Raw genomic sequence first — 21,260 nt, forward strand, 5'->3', positions numbered from 1 at the left:
GAACGGCGCCGGGGGGTCGGCGCAGGGTCGCCGACACGCCGACGCCCCGGCGCCGTTCGGCCCGGGGCGTCGGTGCGGGGGGAACGGGTCAGACGACGCGCGGGTCGGACTCCTGGGTGTCGTCCTCGGGGATGTGGACGTCCTGGACGGTCACGTTGATCTCGGCGACCTCCATGCCGGCGATGTGCTGGATGGCATCGGCGACGGCGGAGCGCACGTCCTCGGCGACCTTCTGCAGCGGCGCGGGGTACTCGGCGACGATGGTGATGTCGGCGGCGACCTGGCGCTCGCCGACCTCGACCTTGACGCCCTGGCCGCGGTCGTCGTTGCCGATCGCGTTGCGGATGGCGCCGATCGCTCGGGCCGCTCCTCCGCCGAGGGCGTGGACGCCCGGGACCTCGCGCGCGGCGATGCCGGCGACCTTGGCGATGACGCCGTCCTCGATCACGGTGCGTCCGGATCCGGTGCTGGTCTGACGGGTGGTGGTCGCGGTGGTCTCGGCCATGGTCTCCTCTTTCGCTCGGGGCCCGATCGCTCGATCAGGCGGGGTATGCAGGTAGGACGCTCCGTCGACGCCGAACGTCACGGTCGGATCCGGCCCGCCCAGGCAACTGCCAGAGAGGCGGGCCGGGCCGGGCCGGTCCTCTCAGGAACGCGGTCGACGCCCGTCGATTCGCCCTCGGCCCGGTGCTGTGGTGGCATGGAGCCGTGACCGACGCGACCGCCCCGCAGGCGCCCCTCCCCGATCGGACGGCCGCGCGCATGGGCCCGCGCGCCCTGCTCGTCCTGGCCCTGATCGGCGCGGTCGGCGGGACCCTGTCGGGCGCGTTCGGCGTCGGCGGCGGGATCGTGATGGTGCCGATGCTGATCGCCTGGGCCGGGATGGACCAGCGCCGCGCCTCCGCCACCTCGCTGCTCGCGATCGCTCCGACCTCGGTCGCCGGAGCGTTCGGCTACGCTCTCGCCGGCCAGGTCGCCTGGGTCCCGGCGGCCGTGATCGCGGCTGCGGCGATGCTCGGGGCGGTGGCCGGATCCTGGCTGCTCGCGCGGCTGCCGCTCGGCGTGCTGCGCTGGATGTTCGTGGCGCTGCTCGTGGCCGCGGCGGTGCGGATGGCCGTGTTCGGCTCGAACGACACCGGCGACGTCGCCGAGGGCTGGGGCGTGTGGCCCGGATTCGCCGGGCTCGGCATCGGGATGGGCGTCGCCTCCGGCCTCTTCGGCATCGGCGGCGGAGCGATCGCCGTGCCGGTCCTGGTCGGCGCCTTCGGGCTCGCGGACCTCCTGGCCAAGGGCACCTCGCTCGCCGCGATGATCCCGACGGCGGTCACCGGCTCGATCGCGAACGCCCGGCGCGGCCTGCTCGACGTGCGGGCGGGCCTCGTGGTCGGGCTCACCGCCACGGCGTTCTCCTTCGCCGGAGTGGCGCTCTCCTTCCTCCTGCCGGCGCGCGTGTCCGGGATCCTCTTCGCGGTCCTCCTCCTGCTCGCCGCGGTGCAGCTCGCCCTCCGCGGGCGGCGCCGCTGAGCCCTGCACGACGCGGACCCCCGCCGTCAACGCCCTGTCCGATCCGTCGCAGACACTCGTAGCGTCGTCGCGATCGGGCGCGGGCCCGGAGGGGCGGGAGCACGATGGACCAGCAGCAGCGCGAGCAGCAGGGCCGGCAGCAGCGGCGAGGGGGCGGCGCGAGCCTGCACCGGGACGTCGCGCCCGGGGTGCACCGGCTCGAGCACGCCTGGACGAACCTCTACCTGATCGAGGAGGCGGGTCGGCTGACCGTCGTCGACGCCGGGCTCCCGAGGACGTGGCCGCACCTGATCCGCGCGCTGGAGGTGCTCGGCCGCTCGCTCGGCGACATCGACGCCCTCGTGCTGACCCACGCGCACTTCGACCACCTCGGCGTCGCCCGCAGCCTCGTCCGGCGGGGCGTCCCCGTGCACCTGCACGCGGCCGACGAGCCGCTCGCCGCGCAGCCCTACTCCTACCGCCGCCAGCGCACGCCGTTCGTGTACCCGCTGCTGCACCCCTCCGCGATCCCGGTGCTCGGAGCGATGGCCCGTGCGGGCGCGCTCTCGGTGCCGCCCGTGCACGGGACCCTGCCGCTGACCGCCGGAGCGGTGCTCGACGTGCCCGGATCGCCCCGCGTGCTCGCGACTCCGGGGCACACCGACGGGCACGTCTCGCTGCACCTGCCCGAGCGCGACGCCGTGATCGGCGGAGACGCCCTGGTCACGCTCGACCCCTACTCCGCGCGCACCGGCCCGCACCTGGTCGCGCGCGCCGCGACCGCCGACACGGCGCAGTCCCTCGACTCGCTGCGGGTCCTCGCCGGGACCGGGGCGCGGACACTCCTGCCCGGCCACGGCGCGCCCTGGCGCCTGGGCGTCGCGGCGGCGGCCGAGCTCGCGGCGCGGACGCCGATCGCCTAGGGCGCGCCGCCGCAGGCCGCTCAGAGGCCGGTGGCCTGCCTCTCCGAACGACCCCGCCCCGCAGCCGTGGCACCATCGGAGGTGATGTCGATCCCCGGTCCCGCATGAGCGCGGTCAGCTACCAGGCCGCGTCGATCCCCCTCCGCCTGGCCAGCGCCGGCATGGTCGTCGCCCTCCCCGTCCTCGCCGTCGAGCGTCTCGGCGACGTCGCGCTCGGCGGCGCCCTGACCGGAGCGGCGCTCTTCCCCGCCGTGATCGCCGCGCCGCTCGTCGGCACGGTGCTCGACCGGGTCCGCCGCCCCCGCCGGCTCCTGGTCGGCGCCGCGCTCACGACCGCCGTCGCCTTCGCGGTCGCCGGCTTCCTCGGCGAGGTGCCCACGCCGCTCATCGTGGTGCTGCTGCTCCTCGCGGGGCTCGCGACGCCCGTCTACATGGGCGGCATGTCGAGCTTCGTCACGAGCGCCATCCCGGAGCCGCGCCGCGCCTACGCGCAGGACTCGCTCTCGTACACGGTCGCCTCGATCAGCGGGCCGGCGATCGTGGGCCTCGCGGTCGGAGTCGGGGGAGCGCGGACCGCGATGCTCGCCATGGCGGTCCTCGCCCTCATCGGCGTCGTCGGGTCGCTCGGCCTCGCCATGGAGGCCCGTCCGGCGCCGACCGTCGGCGTGCTGCGGACGATCGTCGCGGGCGTCACCCACCTCGTGCGGCACCGTCCGATCGCGGTGGTCACCTCGGCGGGCACCCTCAGCCAGGTCGCGGGCGGAGCGGCGGGAGTCGCGGCGATCAGCCTCTCGGTGGAGCGGCTGGGCAGCACCGACGCCGCCGCGTGGATCCTGACCGCCTTCGCCGTGGGCGGCCTGCTCGGCGCCCTCGCCGTGGCGGCCCGCCGCTGGACCCGCCGTCCGCCGGCGTGGACCATGGGCGCCGCCTACATCGCGACCGGCGCCGTCCTCCTGGTCGCCGTCCCCGACCTGGGCGTCGTCGTGGCGATCGCCGCCTTCGCGGTCGCGGGCGTCTTCACGGCACCCTCGAACGCGGCGATGCTGCTGCTGCGCGACCAGGAGAGCCCGGCCGCCGTCCGCTCGCAGGTGTTCACGATCGGCGCGGGGCTGCGCTCCGCCGCCGCGGCCGTCGGCGCCGTGCTGGCGGGAGCGGCGTCCGGCCTCGGAGCCTCCTGGCTCGTCGCGGGGATCGCCGTGGTCTGGATCGGCTCCGGCCTGCTGCTGCGCCTGTTCCCCGCGCGCGACCGCGACTGACCCCGGCCGCGCGCGGAGCGCTCGGCGGGACCGGCACCGCCGCGCGCGGGGATCGCGATCAGGCCGCGACGCCCGCCAGCGTGCCCGTGCTCGGCCCGTTCGGGTCGGTGATCATGCAGTTGATCGTGCGGTCGCCCGTGCCCCAGCTCTCGGCGGTCGGGTAGTAGTAGCTGAAGTCGTACGCCGAGTCCTGGTAGCCGATCCCGGTGAACGACTCGAACGCCGTGACGCAGTCGGTCTCGGCCTGCTCCGTCGCGACCGACTCGCCCGGGTACTCGTCGGCGTCGGCCATCGTCAGGTTCTGGAACACCTCGTAGACGTGCGGGTCGGTGCAGGGCACGGTCGGCACGTCGGTGACCTCGGTCGCCTCCTCGCTGAGCTCGCCGTTCAGGCAGTCGCCCACGCGCAGCTGGAAGACGTCGGTCGTCCCGCCCTCGGTGATCTCCCCGGTCTCGTCGTCGCGGGTCTCGCCTCCCATCAGGCCGTTCAGGCCCGAGCAGCCGGTCAGGCCGAGGGTGAGGGCCGCGCCGGCGGCCAGGACGAGGGCGGTTCTGCGGCGGTTCATGGCGACTCCCGAGATCAGCGGTACGGAGGTGTTCCTGTGACGGCTCCCAGGCTAGGGGTGCAGGGCGTCCGTCCCGAGGGGGATGCACCCGATCCGGATCTCCACTTTCCGGAGTAGCGGACGCTCAGCCCGGTCCGGTCGAATGGGGTCATGGCTCAGAAGACGGTCGCAGACCAGCTCATCGCTCAGCTCATCGACGCCGGCGTCTCCCGCATCTACGGGATCGTCGGCGACTCGTTGAATCCGATCGTCGACGCGGTGCGCCGCAGCGGCGGCTCCGAGAAGGGAGGCATCGACTGGATCCACGTGCGCAACGAGGAGGCGGCCGCCTTCGCCGCCGGCGCGGAGGCGCAGCTCACCGGGCGCCTCGCCGTCTGCGCCGGCAGCTGCGGCCCCGGCAACCTGCACCTCATCAACGGCCTCTACGACGCGCACCGCTCCTCCGCCCCGGTGCTCGCCATCGCGAGCCACATCCCCAGCAACGAGATCGGCTCGTCCTACTTCCAGGAGACGCACCCGGACAGGCTCTTCGTCGAGTGCTCGAACTACCGTGAGCTGATCTCGACCGCCGCCCAGGCCCCGCGGGTCGTCAACGCCGCGATGCGCAGCGCGGTCGCCCTCCGCGGAGTCGCCGTGGTCACCCTCCCCGGCGACATCGCCGAGCTGGAGGCGGTGGACGGCTTCCCCGCGTTCGTGCTGCCGTCGACGCCCGTCCTGGTCCCCGCCGACGCCGACGTCCGCGCCCTCGCGGCCGCGATCGACCAGGCGCGGACCGTCGCGATCTTCGCGGGCGCCGGAGTGCAGAACGCGCACGACGAGGTCGTCGCCTTCGCCGAGCTGGTGGGCGCGCCCGTCGGGCACAGCCTGCGCGGCAAGGAGTGGATCCAGTACGACAACCCCTACGACGTCGGCATGACGGGCCTCCTCGGCTACGGAGCGGCTCACGCCGGCATGCACGACGCCGACCTGCTCCTCCTCCTCGGCACCGACTTCCCCTACGAGCAGTTCCTCCCCGACGCCTCGAAGGTCGTGATCGCTCAGGTCGACAGCGACGCCTCGAAGCTCGGGCGCCGCGTCAGCGTCGCGCACCCCGTCCACGGCGACGTGGCGGCGACCCTCACCGCGCTGACCCCGCTCGTGCAGCGGAAGGACCACCGCTTCCTCGACAAGACGCTGAAGAAGCACGAGAAGCTGGTCACCGGAGTCGTCGGGAAGTACACCGAGGTCGGGACGCGCAGCCCGATCCACCCCGAGCTCGTCGCGTCCACGCTCGACGGCCTGCTCTCCGAGGACGCGATCGTCACCGCCGACACCGGCATGGGCAACGTCTGGCAGGCCCGCTACATCACCCCCAACGGGAAGCGGCGCCTGCTCGGCTCGTACATGCACGGCTCGATGGCGAACGCGCTGCCGCAGGCGGTCGGCGCGCAGCTCTCGCACCCGGGGCGCCAGGTCGTCTCGCTGAGCGGCGACGGCGGGCTCTCGATGCTGATGGGCGAGCTGGTCACGGTCGCCGCCTACCGGCTGCCCGTGACGATCGTCGTGTTCAACAACTCCACGCTCGGGCTGGTGAAGGTCGAGATGCTGGTCGACGGCTTCCCGGACTTCGCCGTCGACGTGCCGATGGTCGACTACGCGAAGGTGGCGGAGGCGATCGGCATCCGTGGCATCCGCGTCGAGGACCCGCGCGACGTGGAGGACGCCCTCCGCTCGGCGCTCGCCGACGGCGGCCCGGTCCTCGTCGACGTGGTGACGGATCCGCTCGCCCTCTCGCTCCCGCCCACGATCACGGGCGCGCAGGTGAAGGGCTTCGCGCTGGCGGTCTCGAAGATCGTGATGAACGGAGGAGCGGGCGAGGCCGTCGCGCTGGCCCGCACCAACATCAAGCACGCTCTCCGATGATCGACGCCCGGGCGCTCGCGAGCGGCACCTGGTTCGTCCGGGGCTCCTCGCTGCCGCTCTGGCGCTCGCGGTCGGGGGTGGCGATCACGTACGCGCCGCTCCCGACCGGCGGGATCGGCGACGTCGTCAGCTGGCGCGGCCGCACGCGCTCGCACTACGTGGTCGGCATCGACACCCCCGACCCGCACGATCCGTCCGGCTTCCGCTGGCGCGGCGTCGAGCCGCTGACCCTCCTCGCCCGCAGCCGCTGGTCGTTCGTGGCCGCCGACGACGAGGCGGGCTGGGCGCTCACCCGCTTCGCCCGGACGCCGTTCACGCCCGCCGGCGTCGACGTGTACGTCCGCGAGCCGCACCCGGCCCGCGGCGTCCTCGCGGCGGCGCTCGCCGCCTGCGCCGCCGACCCGCGCACGTCCGCGCTGCGCCCGCGCCTCTTCGAGGTCGCGCCCTGACTCCTGAGCGCGCGCCCTCCCGTGAGGCGTCACGAACGGCCGTCACCCTGCCCGGATGACGACCGTTCGCGACCCCTCGGCGGTCGTCGATGCGGGGACCGTTCGGCGAGTGCTCGTCGCAGGCGCTCGACGGAGCGCTCGGGGTGGGGGACGAACTCGGCGCCGACGATGCGGACGACGCGGACGCCGATCGAGGCGAGGTCGTCGTAGCGGCCGAGGTCGCGCGCGAAGCGCCGGTTGCTGGTGCGGTGATCGTCGCCCTCGTACTCCCACGCGACCCGCTCCGCGGGGTACCAGCCGTCCGGCCGCCCGACGAAGACCCCGTCGGAGTCGAACAGCGGCTCCTGCAGCACCGGCTCCGGGAGCCCCGCCCGGAGCGAGGCGAGCCGGAACCGCGACTCCTGCCGCGAGTCCGCCCCGTCGCGCACCAGAGCGAGTGCGGCGCGGAGTCGCACCGAGCCCCGACCGCGGAAGGCCGACACGCGCTCCCGCAGGTCGGGCAGAGGCACCCAGGGCCGTCGATCGGCCGGATCGCCGACGACCGGCGTGCGCACCAGCGCGTCGCCCACCGCGACGAGGTCGTCCGGCTCGAGGAGCGCGGAGAGATGGCAGAAGAGCGAGGCCGGATCGGTGAGGGGCAGTCCGCGGCGCAGGACGCGGCGGACGTCGGGATCGGCGAGGGCGTGGCCGACGACGTTCCGGTGCCGGGGAGCGCGTCCCGGCCGGCGGACGCTGACGTGCACCGGCTCGTCCGCAGCGGCGGGCGGGAGGTCGAGCGGCCAGAGCCGCGCCGCCGTCACGTGGCTCAGGAGAGCCTGCGGACCGACCAGCGCGAGGAGCGCCTGCGCGCGCAGGCGCAGGTCGGGGTCGGGGTCGGCGGTGCGGACCCCGTGGAAGGGCCGGTGGAGGTCGGAGCTGCGGAGCCGCCCGCGGCTCAGTCCGCTCGCGCGAGCGTCAGCGACGGTGAAGGCGCGGCCGCGGAGTCCGATCGGAAGCGGCGAGGGATCGTGCATCCGGCCACTGTCCCGCCTCCCGATCCTCGTGAACCGGTTCTCCACAGGTCGGATCCTGCGCCCCTCCCGCTCGACCGCGTCCAGGCGTCACGAACGGCCGCCATCCCGCTCGGATGACGACCGTTCGCGACCCCTCAACGAGCTGGTGCGCGCGTGTGCGGGCGCGTCACTCGCCGAGCGTGATCGCCTGCGCCTCGACGAGCTCGGGCTCGGGCTCGTGGGCGTCGGCGCGGGCCAGGGTGCGGCGTCCCAGCAGCACGATCAGCGCGGCGACGGCGACCGCTCCGGCCGCGGCGTACATCGGGAAGGCCGGCGAGATCGCGGCGGCCAGGGCGGAGGCGGCGGGCGGGGCGATCGCGCCGCCGAGGAAGCGGACGCCGGAGTAGGCGGACGAGGCGACGGAGCGGGGCAGGTCGGTCGCCTCCATCACGCACTCGGTGAGCACCGTGTTGACGACTCCGAGCAGCAGGCCGCCGACGATGATGCAGACGATCAGGCCGACGCGCGATGAGATCACGAGGCCGCCGGCGATCAGGTCGAGCGCGAGCAGCAGCAGCACCGAGCGCAGCACGACGGTGCGCGGGAGGCGCCTGGTGAGCAGCGGAGCGACGAACACGGAGGTGATCGCCACGCCCAGGCCCCAGCCGAAGAACGTGAAGCCGAGGCCCATCTCGTCCAGCCCGAGCGGGTAGGGCGTGTAGGCGAGCAGCACGAAGAAGCCGATGTTGTAGAACAGGGCGGCGCCCGCCAGCGTGCGGATGGCCGGGACCTTGAGGGCCGCGAAGGGCGCCGAGAGCGGAGTCGGAGCGGGCTTCGGGCCGTCCTCCCGTAGGAGCGTCGCGATGGCGATGAAGCCGACGGCCATCAGCACGGCGGTGCCGAAGAACGGACCGCGCCACGAGACGCTGCCGAGGAGCCCGCCGAGCAGCGGGCCGACGGCGATGCCGATGCCCAGAGCGGCCTCGTAGAGCACGATCGCCGCGGAGGAGCCTCCGCTCGCCGCGCCGACGATGGTCGACAGTGCGGTCGAGATGAACAGTGCGTTGCCGAAGCCCCAGCCCGCGCGGAAGCCGATGACGCCCTCGACACTGCCCGCCGTGCCGGCGAGCGCGGCGAACACCACGATCAGCACCAGGCCGATCATGAGGGTCTTCTTGGCGCCGATGCGGCTGGAGAGCCAGCTGGTGAAGAACATCACGACGCCGGTGATGACGAGGTAGCTCGTGAAGAGCAGCGAGGTCTCGGTCGGAGTCGCCTGCAGGCTCTCGGCGATGGACGGGAGGATCGGGTCGACCAGGCCGATCCCCATGAAGGCGATCACCGCGGCGAAGGCGACGGCCCAGACGGCCAGCGGCTGCTTCAGGATCGAGCCCTGGGCGGGCGAGTGGGGGGAGGTGGTCACGGCGTGGAGCCTTTCTCGGGGGAGGAGGGGACGGGGGTGCCGGCGATGCGGGCGACGCGGGCCTCGACGAGGGTCGCGGCGCGCCCGAGGGCGAGGCGGTCGTCCTCGTCGAGGTCCTCGAACAGCGGGGCCAGGGCGGCTTCGAGGCGGAGCCGGTGCTCGGCGAGGGCGTCGAAGCCGGCGGGAGTGCCCTCGATCAGCCAGGCGCGGCCGTCGCCGGCGTCGTGGACGCGGCGGATCCAGCCGGCCTCGTCGAGCCGGGCGATGATGCCGGTCATCGTCGGCTGGGTGACGCGGACCCGCTCGGCGAGCTCGCCGAGGCGGGAGGGGGAGGCGGTGCGCAGCTCGGCGAGCGTCGACCAGACGGCTCCGGACTGCGCGCCGAGCCCGGTCGCGCCGCTCGCCCGGCCCGCGAACCGCGTGAGGGCGGTGGCGGCGGAGGCGAGACGCACGGGGGCACTGGGATCGGGCACGAGAAACAATATAGCACGCCTATGTAGTTCGGTGGAGTGCGCTTCGAGTCCACCCTCCATCGGGCGCACTCACTGACGTTCTCCTCCGCTTCTGTGACAGGATCGTCCGTATTCGCGCGTCCACTCCCGCGATCACCGACGGAAAGAGAAGTCATGTCCCCCAGCGAGCACGACGTCGTCGTGATCGGAGCCGGTGCCACCGGACTCACCGCGGCGCTCCGGCTGCAGCAGCACGGCCTCGACGTCGTCGTCGTCGAGGCGCGCGAGCGGGTGGGCGGTCGGCTCGAGACCCGCGTGGTCGACGGGCAGCTCCTCGAGCTCGGCGGCCAGTGGGTCTCGCCGGACCAGACGGCGCTCCTCGAGACCCTCGACGAGCTCGGCCTCGGCACCTACTCCCGCTACCGCGAGGGCGAGAGCGTCTACATCGGTGCCGACGGCTCCGCTCGCCGCTTCACCGGCGACATCTTCCCGGGGAGCGAGCGCACCGAGTCCGAGATCTCCCGCCTGATCGAGGTGCTCGACCGCCTCGTCGCCGAGACGGACCCGGCGGCGCCGTGGACGCATCCGCTCGCCCGCGACTACGACCGCGTCACCTTCGCCGCCTGGCTGGAGCAGCAGAGCGACGACGAGGAGGCACGGGCCAACATCGCCCTCTTCCTCGCCGACGCCATGCTCACCAAGCCGGCGCACGCCTTCTCCCTCCTCCAGGCGCTCCTCATGGCCGCGAGCGCGGGGAGCTTCAGCAACCTGGTCGACGCCGACTTCATCCTCGACAAGCGCGTGATCGGCGGCCTCCAGCAGGTCCCGGAGCGGCTCGCCGAGCGCCTCGGCGCCGAGCGCGTCCTGCTCGGGCACCCGGTCCGCTCCGTCCGCCACGGCGACGACGGGGTCGAGGTGCGCGCCGACGGCGCCGTCCTCCGCGCCCGCCGCGCGATCGTCGCCGTGCCGCCGAACCTCGTCGGCCGCATCTCGTTCGACCCGCCGCTCCCGCGCCTGCGGCAGCAGGCCCTGCAGCACCAGTCGCTCGGCCTCGTGATCAAGGTGCACGCCACGTACGCCACGCCCTTCTGGCGCGCCGACGGCCTCTCCGGCACCGCGTTCAGCCCGCACTCGCTCGTGCACGAGGCCTACGACAACTCGAACCACGGGGAGGAGCGCGGCACCCTGGTCGGCTTCGTCTCGGACGAGAAGGCCGACCGCGTGCTCGCGCTCGACGAGGCGGAGCGGAAGGCCGCGATCCTCGACTCGCTCGCCGCCTACTTCGGCCCGGCCGCACTCGATCCGGTCGTCTACTACGAGAGCGACTGGGCGTCCGAGGAGTGGACGCAGGGCGCGTACGCCGCGAGCTTCGACCTGGGCGGGCTGACCCGGTACGGCGCGCTGCAGCTGGAGCCGGTGGGTCCGCTCCGCTTCGGCACGAGCGACCTCGCCGCCGAGGGCTACCAGCACGTCGACGGCGCCATCCGCGTCGGCAGGCGCCTGGCACAGGAGATCATCGACGAGGACGGCGCGACCGCACCGGCCCCCCGCAGCGAAGGAGCACAGCCCGCATGAGCACCCACTACGCCGTGATCGACCCGGCCACGGGCGAGACCCTCCGCGAGTACCCGACACTCGGCGACGCCGAGCTGACCGCGGCGATCGGCTCGGCGCAGGACGCGTACTCCTCGTGGTCGCGGACCGTGCCCGTCGCGACCCGCGCGGCGCTGATCGCCCGGGTGGCAGAGCTGCACGTCGAGCGCGCCGACGAGCTCGCGGCGATCATCGTCCGCGAGATGGGCAAGCCGCTCGACCAGGCGCAGGGCGAGGTCGGCTTCGCCGCCGACATCTACCGCTACTACGCCGAGAACGGCGAGGCCTTCCTGGCCGACGAGCCGATCGAGCTCGCCGAGGGCACCGGCTCCGCGCTGATCCGCCGTGCCGGGCTGGGCGTGCTGCTGGGCATCATGCCGTGGAACTTCCCCTACTACCAGGTGGCCCGCTTCGCCGGCCCGAACGTGGTCGCGGGCAACACGATCCTGCTCAAGCACGCGCCGCAGTGCCCGGAGTCGGCCGCCGCCATCGCCGACATGTTCCGCACCGCGGCCGAGGAGCTGGGTGCGCCCGCCGGCGTCTACGTGAACCTCTACGCCACGAACGAGCAGGCCGCGACCGTCATCGCCGACCCCCGGGTCCAGGGCGTCTCCGTCACCGGTTCCGAGCGAGCCGGCGCGGCCGTCGCGGAGCTCGCGGGCCGGCACCTGAAGAAGGTCGTGCTCGAGCTCGGCGGCTCCGACCCGTTCGTGCTCCTGTCGACCGACGACCTCGACAAGGCGGTCGAGGACGCGGTCGCCGCGCGCCTGGACAACAACGGCCAGTCCTGCAACGCCGCGAAGCGCTTCATCGTGATCGACGAGCTGTACGACGCGTTCGCCGAGAAGTTCACGGAGGCGTTCACCCGCGCCCAGCCGGCCGATCCGTTCGCGGAGGGCACCCTCCTCGGCCCGCTCTCCTCCTCCGCCGCGACGGAGCGACTCGAGGCGCAGCTGGCGGCCGCGCGGGAGCAGGGGGCCACCGTCCGCGCCAGCGGCGAGGTGACCGGCAACTTCTTCCCGCCCGCCGTGCTCGAGGGCGTCACGCCCGAGATGGACGCCTACCGCGAGGAGTTCTTCGGCCCCGTCGCCGCGCTCTACCGCGTCCGCGACGAGGACGAGGCGATCGCCCTCGCGAACGACACCCCCTACGGCCTCGGCTCCTACCTCTACACGACCGACCAGGAGCAGGCGCTGCGCCTGGCGGACCGGATCGACACGGGCATGGTCTGGATCAACCTCGTCCTCGGCGACGCGGCCGAGCTGCCCTTCGGCGGTGTGAAGCGCTCGGGCACCGGCCGCGAGATGGGCCGCCCCGCCCTCGAGGAGTTCGTGAACAAGAAGCTCATCCGCATCGCGTGAGACGGGCGCGGGCCGGGCCCCGGAGTCGATCCGGAGCCCGGCCCGCAGCCGCTCGGCGTGCGCCCGCTCACTTCTTCGTCAGCGACGACTCCTTGTGCGCGGCCTTCGCGTCGGTCTTGTCGCTCTGCACGATCCAGTAGGGCTCGTCGTCCGAGGCGTTGAACTTCTGCCCCTCGAACTGGAACTCCTTCGTCTTCTTCTCGACCAGCTCGCCATGGGTCTCGCCCTGCGAGGTGTTCCAGCTGATCTTGTCGCCCTTCTTCACGAGGCGGCTCCTCTCTCTCGGTCGCGCCGGAGCGCGGTGGTCCCGTCGCGCGGGAGCGCGATGGTGGTGGTGACGTCGACGATCGCCGGGGCGGCGGGCGCCGACGAGAAGCCGAACCGCACGGGCGGCGAGAGCGGTCGCAGCGGGCCGAGGTCCTCCTCCGCCAGCACCGCGTGGACCCCCTCGACGCGGCGGATCGCCCGCACGCCGTAGTACTCGCGGCGTCCGTGCCCTGCCGACCCGGCCGTGCTCACTCCGCGGACGAGCAGGGAGGCGACCGGCGAGATCGCGGTCAGCCATGCCGGGTGCTCGGCGAGCGGTCGTGGAACGATCCGCAGCAGCCGGCCGAGCGGAGTGAGACCGCCGAGCTCCAGTCGCACCGCGAGCGGTCCGGCCGCGACGGACAGGCCGCCCGCGATCCTCCGCCACGACACCGGCGCGATCCGCACCTCGTCGAACGCGTACGTCGACCCGATGAAGTCCGCGACCTCACGGGTCGGTGCGATCAGGAGGCGGTGGCCGTCGCCGTCCTCGACCATCGCGTCGGCGAACGGGCCGAAGGGGGTGTCCTCCCAGAGGCCCAGCACGATCCTCGTGCCCGAGGACGTGCCGAACCCCGCGATGCGCCCGCCGAAGCGGAGGAGCCGCGGGGTCCGGCCGGTCATCAGGAGGCCGAGCGCAGCAGCGTGAACGAGCCGTCGCGGACGATCAGCGTGGTGACCTCGCCCTCGACGACCTGCTCCGGGTCGCTCGAGGCGGCCAGCGTCCACTCGGCGCCGGGCGCCTCGGGAACGGTGAACTCGACGCCGTTCTCCGCCGCGTTCAGCAGCAGGGCGAAGCTCGCGCTGCCCTCGTGCTCGAACACGAACGTGATCGAGCGGGCGTCGGGGTTGTCCCAGTCCTCGTCGGCGAAGCCCTGCGCGTCGGAGCGGAGGATGTCGACCGTGTCGGGGCCGCCGTCGCCGGGCGCGCGGCGGAACCACTTCGGGCGCAGCGCCGGCTCCGCGGCGCGGAGGGCGATCAGCTCGCGGGTGAAGGCGAGCAGCTCGCGGTCCGCGTTCTCCCAGTCGAACCACGAGATCTCGTCGTCCTGGCAGTAGGCGTTGTTGTTGCCGCCCTGCGTGCGGGCGATCTCGTCGCCGCCCAGGATCATCGGCACGCCGGCCGAGAGCAGCAGCGTCGCGAGGAAGTTGCGGCGCATGCGGTCGCGGCGCTCGTTGACCGCCTCGTTCTCGGTCGGGCCCTCGGCGCCGTTGTTGGAGGAGCGGTTGTCGCTCTCGCCGTCGTTGTTGTCCTCGCCGTTGGCCGCGTTGTGCTTGCGCGAGTACGCGGTGAGGTCGGCGAGGGTGAAGCCGTCGTGCGCGGTGACGAAGTTGATGCTGGAGACCGGCGAGCGGCGGTCGGCCTCGTACACGTCGGGGGAGCCGAGGACGCGCTGCGCGGTCGTGCCGAGCACCGAGTCGGCGCCGTTCCAGAAGTCGCGCACGTCGTCGCGGAACTTCCCGTTCCACTCCGACCAGTCCGCGGGGAAGCCGCCGACCTGGTAGCCGGCGGTGTCCCACGGCTCGGCGATCATCTTGACGGGCGCGAGCACCGGGTCCTGCGCGATCAGGTCGAGGAAGGCGCTGTGCACCTCGGCCTCGCCGGTCTGGCGGGTGAGGGTGGTGGCGAGGTCGAAGCGGAAGCCGTCGATGTGCATCTCGGTCACCCAGTAGCGCAGCGAGTCCATGATCAGGCCGAGCGCGGCCGGGTGCGCGACGTTGAGGCTGTTGCCGGTGCCGGTGGTGTCGAAGTAGTTCGCGCGGTCCTCCTCCACCAGTCGGTAGTAGGAGCCGTTGTCGATGCCCTTGAACGAGAGGGTGGGGCCCTTGTCGTTGCCCTCGGCGGTGTGGTTGTAGACCACGTCGAGGATGACCTCGAGGCCGGCCTCGTGGAACGCCTTGACCATGGCCTTGAACTCGTCGACCTGCGAGCCGTCGTCCCCGGCGTGCGAGTACTCGTTGTGCGGCGCGAAGAAGCCGAGGGAGTTGTAGCCCCAGTAGTTGCGCAGGCCCTTCTCCTCGAGGTGCGAGTCCTGCACGAACTGGTGCACGGGGAGCAGCTCGACCGAGGTCACGCCCAGGTCGGTGAAGTGCTTGATCGCGGCGGGGTGCGCGAGGCCGCGGTAGGTGCCGCGGATGTCCTCGGGCACGTCGGGGTGCAGCTTCGTGAAGCCCTTCACGTGCACCTCGTAGACGACGGTCTCCTCGAGCGGGATGCGCGGCGCGGTGTCGCCGCTCCAGTCGAAGGAGTCGGGGTCGGTGACGACGCAGCGGGGGACCGCGTGCGCGGAGTCGGCGTCATTGCGGGAGTCGGCGTCCTCGTAGAACTGGCCGAAGACGTCCTCGGACCAGGTGTACGAGCCCTCGATCGCGGTGGCGTGCGGGTCGAGGAGGAGCTTGGCGGCGTTGTGGCGGAGGCCGTTAGCGGGGTCCCAGGGGCCGTCGACGCGCAGTCCGTAGCGGGTGCCGATGCCCATCTCGGGGACGAGGCCGTGGAAGACGTGGCCGGTCCGCTCGGTGAGGGCGACGCGGGTCTCTGCTCCGGACTCGTCGAAGAGGCAGACCTCGACGCTGTCCGCGGTCTCGGAGTAGACGGCGACGTTGGCGCCGGCGTCGCCGCGGAGGGAGACGCCGAGGGGATACGGGAAGGAACGGGGGGATGCGGGCATGCGTCCATCCTGACCGGGCGGCTCCGGGAGCTTCGCGCCCTTGTCGCCGCGCCCGCCTCCCGCTAATCTTCCAGGCCCTCCCTTCGACACCGCGCCTTCCGCGGGCATATAGTCAGCTGGCTTACTAAATCGTCGGAGGAGAGCGTCGTGCGCAACCGCAAGTGGATCGGGCTGGTCGTCATCAGCCTCGGAGTGGCGACGATCATCGTCGACTCGACCATCGTCAACGTCGCCATCCCGTCGATCGTCGCCGATCTCGGGATCACCTCGACCCAGGTGCAGTGGGTGCAGGAGTCGTACACGCTCGTGTTCGCCGCGCTCCTGCTCGTCTTCGGCACCCTCGCCGACCGCTGGGGCCGGCGCCGCATGCTGATCGTCGGCGTCTCGCTCTTCGCGCTCTCCTCCGTCGCGGCGGCCCTCGCTCCGACCGGCGACCTGCTGATCCTCTCCCGGGTCGTTCAGGGCGTCGGAGGAGCGATGGTGCTGCCGACGACCCTCTCGCTGATCAACGCCACCTTCCGCGGGCGCGAGCGCGCCATCGCCTTCGCCGTCTGGGGCTCGACCATCGGCGGCATGACCGCGGTCGGCCCGCTGCTCGGCGGCTGGCTCACCACCGACTTCTCGTGGCGCTGGGCGTTCGGCATCAACATCCCGCTCGGCGTGATCATCGTGGTCGGAGCGCTGCTGTTCGTCGACGAGTCGCGGCAGCCCGACGGGCGGCGGGTCGACTTCGTCGGCGCCGCGCTCTCGATCATCGCCTCCGCCTCCCTGGTGTTCGCCCTGATCGAGGGGCGCACCCTCGGCTGGTGGGGCGTCGACGAGCGCCTGAGCGTCGGCGGCTGGAGCTGGCCGCTCGGCCTCTCGCCGGTCCCGATCGCGTTCGCCGTCGCGGTGCTCGCCGGGGTCGCCTTCGTCCTCTGGGCGCGGGCCCGCGAGCGCGCCGGGCGCTCGGCGATGCTCGCGATCGGGCTCTTCCGCCTCGCCTCGTTCCGCAACGGCAACCTCGCCGCGATGATCGTCTCGCTCGGCGAGTTCGGGATCATCCTGGCGCTGCCGATCTGGCTCCAGAGCGTCCTCGGCTACACGGCCGTGCAGACCGGCCTGGTGCTCCTCGCGCTCGCGCTCGGCTCCTTCGTCGCCTCGGGCTTCGCCGGCGCCTTCGGCAACAGGGTCGCGCCGGTGCTGATCGTGCGGGTGGGTCTCGCGGCCGAGATCGTCGGCGTCGCGGGCATCGGCCTGGTCGTCTCCGACTCCACCCCGTGGTGGGCCCTCGTCCCGTTCCTCGCCGTCTACGGCTTCGGCGTCGGCCTCGCGACGGCGCAGCTGACCGGGGTCGTGCTCCGGGACGTGCCCGTCGAGCTCAGCGGGCAGGGCTCGGGCACGCAGTCGACCGCGCGGCAGATCGGCTCCGCCCTCGGCATCGCCGTGCTCGGCACGATCCTCTACACCTCGACCGCGGGGGTCCTCGCGACCTCCCTCGAGCAGCAGGGCCTCCCCGCGGAGCAGGTCGCGAGCACCGTCGACGCGGTGGTCGACTCCTCCGGCGCCGCGATCGCCGGGCTGGCCGCCTCACCGGACACCGCCGACGCGGCCCGGGCGGCGGGCGAGGCGTTCTCGGACGGCACCCGCTACGCCGCCTTCGCGGCCGCCGGGTTCCTCGCCGTCGGCTTCCTGGCCACGCTCTCGCTCGGCCGACCGGCCGAGGAGGAGGAGACGGTGGTCAGCTCAGCGGAGCCGAGTCGTCGGCGGTGAAGACGATCTTGCCGATCGTGCGGTCGGCGCCGGTCGCTCGGCGCGACAGCACGTCGACGACGTCGCCCAGCGGATGCACGGCGCCCGGCCGGGGCCGCAGCTCGCCGGAGGCGGCGAGCGAGACCGCGCGCCCGATCCGCTCCGCCGTCGCCACCACGATCATGTTGCGCACCCGCGGGCGGTCGCGGCGGACGAGGCCCGACGCCTGCGAGACCAGCGCCGGACCGCTCGGCACCAGCGTCGCGATGCGCCCGCCCTCGGCCAGGAGGATCGCCGCGTCGTCGACCGGCAGGTGGCCGGAGACGTCGACGACCACGTCGAATCGGCCGCCCAGCACCCCGAGGTCGAGCGCGCGGTAGTCGTGCGGCTCGGCGCCGAGCGAGCGGAGCAGGTCGGCGGAGGCGGCCGAGCCGGTGGCCGCGACCGTGCAGCCCGCCCGCACCAGCAGCTGGATCGTCGGATCGCCGATGGCTCCCGAGCCGCCGCTGACGAGGACGCGCTCGCCGGCACGCACGTGCAGTGCGTCCACCAGGCCCACCGCGGTGCCGCCCGACATCGCGAGCGTGACGGCCTCGACGAAGCCGAGGGAGTCGGGCATCGGGACGAGCGAGCGGCTGCGCGCGATGGACGCGTCGGCGAAGGCGTCGCCGTCGCGGGTCATCCCCACCACGCGGTCGCCGATCGCGACCGAGTGCGACCCCGGGCCGAGCGCCTCGACGGTGCCGGCGATGTCGAGGCCGAACCCGTAGGGACGGGAGCGGCCGACGGCCATGATCCGCGCGGAGCCGGACAGGATCTTCTCGTCGGTCGCGTTGATGCTCGCCGCGCGCGTGCGCACCAGGACCTCGCCGCGACCCGGCATGGGCACCGGCGCTTCCCGCCACGAGAGCAGATCGGGCCCGCCGAACCTGTCGTACCCGAGTCGTCGCATGTCGCTCCCGTCGTCCGTGCCAGCCCCCCGAGCCTAGGGCGTGGCCGCTGAGCGGAGGCGTCGCGGGAGCCCGGCGGAACCCCCACCGGTGCCCGCGGGCCCGGTGCTACCGTGGCGGCCATGAGCGCAGACGACAGCCCCGAGTTCGCAGGCTTCGAGGCCACCCCCTCCACCGATGCGGAGAAGGCCGACGACGTCCGTCCCGCCGACGCCGAGGTCGAGGAGAACACGACGGCCGACGAGAGCCGCGACCCGGACCACGGCTACGACCCGATGAGCGAGAGCGGCTCCGAGAACGCCCCCGAGGACGAGGTCGGCCCCCGCGAGGTCGAGGAGGGCCTGCTTCCCCCCGGCAGCACCGCCGAGGGAGCCGGCACCGCGCTCGGCGCCGACGCGATCGAGGGCGGCGAGCCCCTGGGCGAGAACGCGAGCGCCGGCACCCCCGGCCAGCTCGCCGACGAGCGCTGGCGCACCAACGGCATCAACCCGCTGGGGTGAGCCTTCTTCCGCGGCGGTCCCCGCCCGCCGCGGCGCAGTCGGCTACCCGGGATGGCCGGGCGGGTGGAGCGTCCTGCGTCCAGCTACGACGGAACGCTGACACGCGTTCCGCCGGTTCGCCTCGCGGACCCCAGCGGCGGTGGACGTCCGGTCGCGCGGGCCATCGACTCCTCCATCCACGGCCACGGCGGCGCGCCGCGTCGAGGCGAACCGTCGAAATGCGTTCCAGCGTTTCGGCGTAGCCGGTCGCGACACGCTCCACCTGCCCGGCCGTCTGCGGGAGCCGACCGCGCCGCGGCGGGCGGGGACCGCCGCGGGAGCGACCACCGCCGGAGGCGAACCGTCGAAACGCGTTCCAGCGTTTCGGCGTGGCCGGTCGCGACACGCTCCACCTGCCCGGCCGTTTGCGGGAGCCGACCGCGCCGCGGCGGGCGGGGACCGTTGCGGGAGTGAACACCGCCGGAGGCGAACCGTCGAAACGCGTTCCAGCGTTTCGGCGTAGCCGGTCGCGACCCGCTCCACCTGCCCGGCCACTCCTGGGAGCTGACCGCGCCGCGGCGGGCGGGGACCGCCGCGCAACAAACACAGCTGGCGTTCCGGTTGCTCGGAGGAGGATCAGGGGTGGGCGCCGTAGCGTTCCGGGAGCGTGGCACGCCGGTCGCGCGGACGGGGAGTCCCATGTCGTTGTTCCTGAACCGCACTCGTGAGGTCCGATGGACCGAGGACGAGAGGCGGGCGCTGGCCGAGGCGGTGGCGGAGGACCGGGCCGACGCCTGGCGCGGAGTGGGTGCGCTGGATCGCACCGTCGTCGTCTCGACCGAGGACCCGGGCGTCCGCGGCGGCGCGCGCTGGCCCACCGATCACCGTGCGTTCCTGCGCGTCGACCGCGGCGCCTCCGTGGTGCTCGCTACCGACGGGCTGAGCGATCCCTTCGACCGGCTCGCGCATCCCGGGACCGGTCTCGGCCTCGAGCTGTGCCTCGAGACGTCCGCCGTCCGCGGCGTCCCCACCGCCGAGCTCTGGAACCACTGGCACTTCCGCCTGCTGTACGAGGCCGCCCGACGGGCCGCCCTGCAGGGGGTGTGCTGCCGCAGCTCCCTCGACACGGCGCGGCTCGCGAACGTCGCGGCGCCGCCCGCCTGGACCGACGAGCAGGGCACCGTCGGCGTCCTCCTGGGCCTGCGCAGCCCCGGCCTGCCCGAGCGGCTCGACCTGGCGACCGGTCACGCCGACCTGGTCACCCTCACGCCACTGCGGCCGCAGGAGCACGCCCGGGCGTCGGTCGACGCGGGCGCCCGTGCCGAGATCGCGGAGCGCCTCCGGGCCCTGCCGCACGAGGAGCTCGTGCACACGGCCCGGCCGCTCGTGGTCTGAGGAGCGTCGCGGGTCAGGAGCCCTCGGCCGGCTCCGGCACCACGGTCATCTCGCCGGTGTTGTTCGCGCTCGCGATGAACTGCTCGATCCACAGGCGGTTGAGCGACGGCCGCTTGCTGCCGTGGAACCGGAAGTGCAGCGGAGTCGTCGGGTGCACCCAGACGGAGCTGCGGCCGTAGCCGGACGACTCCGGCTCGCTCCAGGAGAGGCTGAACGACTCGTTCCGCCGCATCTTGGTGAACATCGCGACCTTGAGGTGCGCGAGGAGCCGGTCCTCGAAGTCGATCTCGAGTGATTGCGGTCCGTAGATCAGTCGTCCCATTGTCTCCGCCGTGAAGTCGTGCCGACGCGCCGGAGTCCCGGACGGCGTCGCGGGCTCCGTGAGCTCGGGAGCCGCCACGGAGAGGATACCGATCCTGCGGCCCGGAGGGGTGACACGGCTCTCGCCTCCGCCGGCCGGGGGCGGGATCACCCCGTCAACGACGGACGCCCCGCCGACCGGATCCGGGGATCCTGGTCGACGGGGCGTCGGAAGTCGGAGATTACTCGCCGACGCCGCGGATGTTCGCGGCCTGCGGGCCCTTGCGGCCCTGCTCGACGTCGTACTCGACGTGCTGGTTCTCGACGAGCTCGCGGTAGCCCTGCTTCGCGATGGCGGAGAAGTGCGCGAACACGTCGGCGCCTCCGTCGTCGGGAGCGATGAAGCCGAAGCCCTTTTCGGAGTTGAACCACTTAACGGTGCCAGTAGGCATTTCTTTTCCTTATGTGTTAATGACGCCGACCGGGGCCGGCGTCGTCAGAGTCCGCACGAGTGTGCGGTACCCGCTCGACTCGGCCTCCGCGGGTGAAACACGCGTCTGCCGGAGTCGCCCGGGTCGTCTAGGGGCTGAGCTCGCGCCTCCGGGGGAGGGCGGCTCTGCGGGGGAGAACGTCCCGCGGACCGGGCGAGCCGGTGGAGCGGGGGTCGAACGAGGAACGGCGCGGCTTCCGCGGCGTCCTGTGAAGGGCGGTACCCGCGTGCGAGGCGGGCGTTCGAACCGGACGACCGAGGACGATGCTCTCGGTCGGTGCGGTCTCTATCAGGGGCTGAGTCTCTTCGTCGTCGTGCGACTTCTCAGCCGTGGAATTCGGGCGATCGCCCAGGAGATGTCTCGACTCTACGGGATCACGGCCCCCGAGCGCGACCGCTCGCGTCAGACGGCGCGCCGATTCGCGTGCGCGAGGCGGCCGGAACCGCTGTCCGGGCGGGTCGCGTTGTGCCACGATACGACTCGGATCGCGCCGTTCCCCGCCGCCGATCCCCGCCACAGC

The 21,260-nt window shown here is 73.3% G+C and carries 21 protein-coding genes; 10 read left to right on the forward strand and 11 right to left on the reverse strand.

What is annotated here, in order from left to right; genetic code table 11:
- Nucleotides 1-88: 88 nt before the first annotated feature.
- A complete protein-coding gene (locus C5C49_RS15940) occupies nt 89-505 on the reverse strand; it encodes an Asp23/Gls24 family envelope stress response protein (protein WP_104283097.1) in 417 nt (138 codons plus the stop codon).
- A gap of 203 nt (nt 506-708) precedes the next feature.
- On the opposite strand from C5C49_RS15940, the gene C5C49_RS15945 reads away from it, so the two are divergent.
- The 3 genes from C5C49_RS15945 (at nt 709) to C5C49_RS15955 (ending at nt 3,682) form a co-directional block, all read left to right on the forward strand.
- Nucleotides 709-1,524 (forward strand): sulfite exporter TauE/SafE family protein, encoded by an 816-nt coding sequence (locus C5C49_RS15945; protein WP_104346561.1) that lies wholly within the window; start codon nt 709-711, stop codon nt 1,522-1,524.
- A 104-nt stretch (nt 1,525-1,628) separates the two neighbouring features.
- Nucleotides 1,629-2,426 (forward strand): MBL fold metallo-hydrolase, encoded by a 798-nt coding sequence (locus C5C49_RS15950; protein ID WP_104346562.1) that lies wholly within the window; start codon nt 1,629-1,631, stop codon nt 2,424-2,426.
- Between the two features lie 104 nt (nt 2,427-2,530).
- The gene (locus C5C49_RS15955) at nt 2,531-3,682 is read left to right on the forward strand and encodes an MFS transporter (protein ID WP_104346563.1); all 1,152 of its coding nucleotides are present in this window, start codon (nt 2,531-2,533) and stop codon (nt 3,680-3,682) included.
- A gap of 58 nt (nt 3,683-3,740) precedes the next feature.
- On the opposite strand, the gene C5C49_RS15960 is transcribed toward C5C49_RS15955, so the two are convergent.
- Complete coding sequence (locus tag C5C49_RS15960; protein WP_104246962.1) at nt 3,741-4,247, reverse strand: septum formation family protein; 507 nt, start codon at nt 4,245-4,247, stop codon at nt 3,741-3,743.
- A gap of 150 nt (nt 4,248-4,397) precedes the next feature.
- Here C5C49_RS15960 and C5C49_RS15965 point away from each other — a divergent pair, with 150 nt between their 5' ends.
- Nucleotides 4,398-6,149: a pyruvate dehydrogenase gene (locus tag C5C49_RS15965; RefSeq protein ID WP_104346564.1), complete on the forward strand. Its 1,752-nt coding sequence runs from the start codon at nt 4,398-4,400 to the stop codon at nt 6,147-6,149.
- Nucleotides 6,146-6,598 (forward strand): hypothetical protein, encoded by a 453-nt coding sequence (locus tag C5C49_RS15970; RefSeq protein ID WP_104226090.1) that lies wholly within the window; start codon nt 6,146-6,148, stop codon nt 6,596-6,598. The genes C5C49_RS15965 and C5C49_RS15970 overlap by 4 nt, the downstream gene beginning before the upstream one ends.
- 29 nt (nt 6,599-6,627) lie before the next feature.
- Here C5C49_RS15970 and C5C49_RS15975 read toward each other — a convergent pair whose 3' ends face one another.
- The 3 genes from C5C49_RS15975 to C5C49_RS15985 all read right to left on the reverse strand — a co-directional run bounded on the left by C5C49_RS15975 (nt 6,628) and on the right by C5C49_RS15985 (nt 9,486).
- Nucleotides 6,628-7,611, reverse strand: coding sequence for a hypothetical protein (locus C5C49_RS15975; RefSeq protein ID WP_104346565.1), 984 nt, complete (start codon nt 7,609-7,611; stop codon nt 6,628-6,630).
- Between the two features lie 166 nt (nt 7,612-7,777).
- Nucleotides 7,778-9,013 (reverse strand): MFS transporter, encoded by a 1,236-nt coding sequence (locus C5C49_RS15980; RefSeq protein WP_104346566.1) that lies wholly within the window; start codon nt 9,011-9,013, stop codon nt 7,778-7,780.
- Entirely contained in the window at nt 9,010-9,486 is a 477-nt protein-coding gene (locus C5C49_RS15985) for a MarR family winged helix-turn-helix transcriptional regulator (RefSeq protein ID WP_181135793.1), read from the reverse strand. The genes C5C49_RS15980 and C5C49_RS15985 overlap by 4 nt, the downstream gene beginning before the upstream one ends.
- Before the next feature lie 153 nt (nt 9,487-9,639).
- Between C5C49_RS15985 and C5C49_RS15990 the strand changes: the two genes are divergently transcribed.
- Both C5C49_RS15990 and C5C49_RS15995 read left to right on the forward strand, forming a co-directional pair.
- A complete protein-coding gene (locus C5C49_RS15990) occupies nt 9,640-11,040 on the forward strand; it encodes an NAD(P)/FAD-dependent oxidoreductase (RefSeq protein ID WP_104346568.1) in 1,401 nt (466 codons plus the stop codon).
- Entirely contained in the window at nt 11,037-12,419 is a 1,383-nt protein-coding gene (locus C5C49_RS15995; protein WP_104346569.1) for an NAD-dependent succinate-semialdehyde dehydrogenase, read from the forward strand. The genes C5C49_RS15990 and C5C49_RS15995 overlap by 4 nt, the downstream gene beginning before the upstream one ends.
- 67 nt (nt 12,420-12,486) lie before the next feature.
- Here C5C49_RS15995 and C5C49_RS16000 read toward each other — a convergent pair whose 3' ends face one another.
- The 3 genes from C5C49_RS16000 to glgX are packed head-to-tail and all read right to left on the reverse strand — an operon-like array spanning nt 12,487 to nt 15,394.
- The gene (locus C5C49_RS16000) at nt 12,487-12,684 is read right to left on the reverse strand and encodes a DUF2945 domain-containing protein (protein ID WP_056866275.1); all 198 of its coding nucleotides are present in this window, start codon (nt 12,682-12,684) and stop codon (nt 12,487-12,489) included.
- Entirely contained in the window at nt 12,681-13,349 is a 669-nt protein-coding gene (locus C5C49_RS16005; protein WP_104262783.1) for a hypothetical protein, read from the reverse strand. Before C5C49_RS16005 ends, C5C49_RS16000 begins: the two co-directional genes overlap by 4 nt.
- Complete coding sequence (glgX, locus tag C5C49_RS16010; RefSeq protein ID WP_104346570.1) at nt 13,349-15,394, reverse strand: glycogen debranching protein GlgX; 2,046 nt, start codon at nt 15,392-15,394, stop codon at nt 13,349-13,351. The genes C5C49_RS16005 and glgX overlap by 1 nt, the downstream gene beginning before the upstream one ends.
- 147 nt (nt 15,395-15,541) lie before the next feature.
- Here glgX and C5C49_RS16015 point away from each other — a divergent pair, with 147 nt between their 5' ends.
- Nucleotides 15,542-17,146, forward strand: a complete 1,605-nt coding sequence (locus tag C5C49_RS16015; RefSeq protein ID WP_104346571.1) for a DHA2 family efflux MFS transporter permease subunit — start codon at nt 15,542-15,544, stop codon at nt 17,144-17,146.
- Here C5C49_RS16015 and C5C49_RS16020 read toward each other — a convergent pair.
- Nucleotides 17,115-18,077 carry an NADP-dependent oxidoreductase gene (locus tag C5C49_RS16020; protein ID WP_104346572.1) on the reverse strand — a complete coding sequence of 321 codons (963 nt, stop codon included), beginning with the start codon at nt 18,075-18,077 and terminating at the stop codon, nt 17,115-17,117. The two genes, C5C49_RS16015 and C5C49_RS16020, sit on opposite strands and share 32 nt — an antisense overlap.
- Before the next feature lie 120 nt (nt 18,078-18,197).
- Between C5C49_RS16020 and C5C49_RS16025 the strand changes: the two genes are divergently transcribed.
- Both C5C49_RS16025 and C5C49_RS16030 read left to right on the forward strand, forming a co-directional pair.
- The gene (locus C5C49_RS16025; RefSeq protein ID WP_146084908.1) at nt 18,198-18,575 is read left to right on the forward strand and encodes a hypothetical protein; all 378 of its coding nucleotides are present in this window, start codon (nt 18,198-18,200) and stop codon (nt 18,573-18,575) included.
- A gap of 678 nt (nt 18,576-19,253) precedes the next feature.
- Nucleotides 19,254-19,949 carry a hypothetical protein gene (locus C5C49_RS16030; protein ID WP_104238971.1) on the forward strand — a complete coding sequence of 232 codons (696 nt, stop codon included), beginning with the start codon at nt 19,254-19,256 and terminating at the stop codon, nt 19,947-19,949.
- A 13-nt stretch (nt 19,950-19,962) separates the two neighbouring features.
- On the opposite strand, the gene C5C49_RS16035 is transcribed toward C5C49_RS16030, so the two are convergent.
- Both C5C49_RS16035 and C5C49_RS16040 read right to left on the reverse strand, forming a co-directional pair.
- A complete protein-coding gene (locus C5C49_RS16035; protein WP_104226101.1) occupies nt 19,963-20,271 on the reverse strand; it encodes a hypothetical protein in 309 nt (102 codons plus the stop codon).
- 220 nt (nt 20,272-20,491) lie between these two features.
- Complete coding sequence (locus C5C49_RS16040; protein ID WP_055786246.1) at nt 20,492-20,701, reverse strand: cold-shock protein; 210 nt, start codon at nt 20,699-20,701, stop codon at nt 20,492-20,494.
- Nucleotides 20,702-21,260: the final 559 nt, after the last annotated feature.

This window comes from Rathayibacter sp. AY1E2, from assembly GCF_002932325.1.
Taxonomy (GTDB): Bacteria; Actinomycetota; Actinomycetes; order Actinomycetales; family Microbacteriaceae; genus Rathayibacter.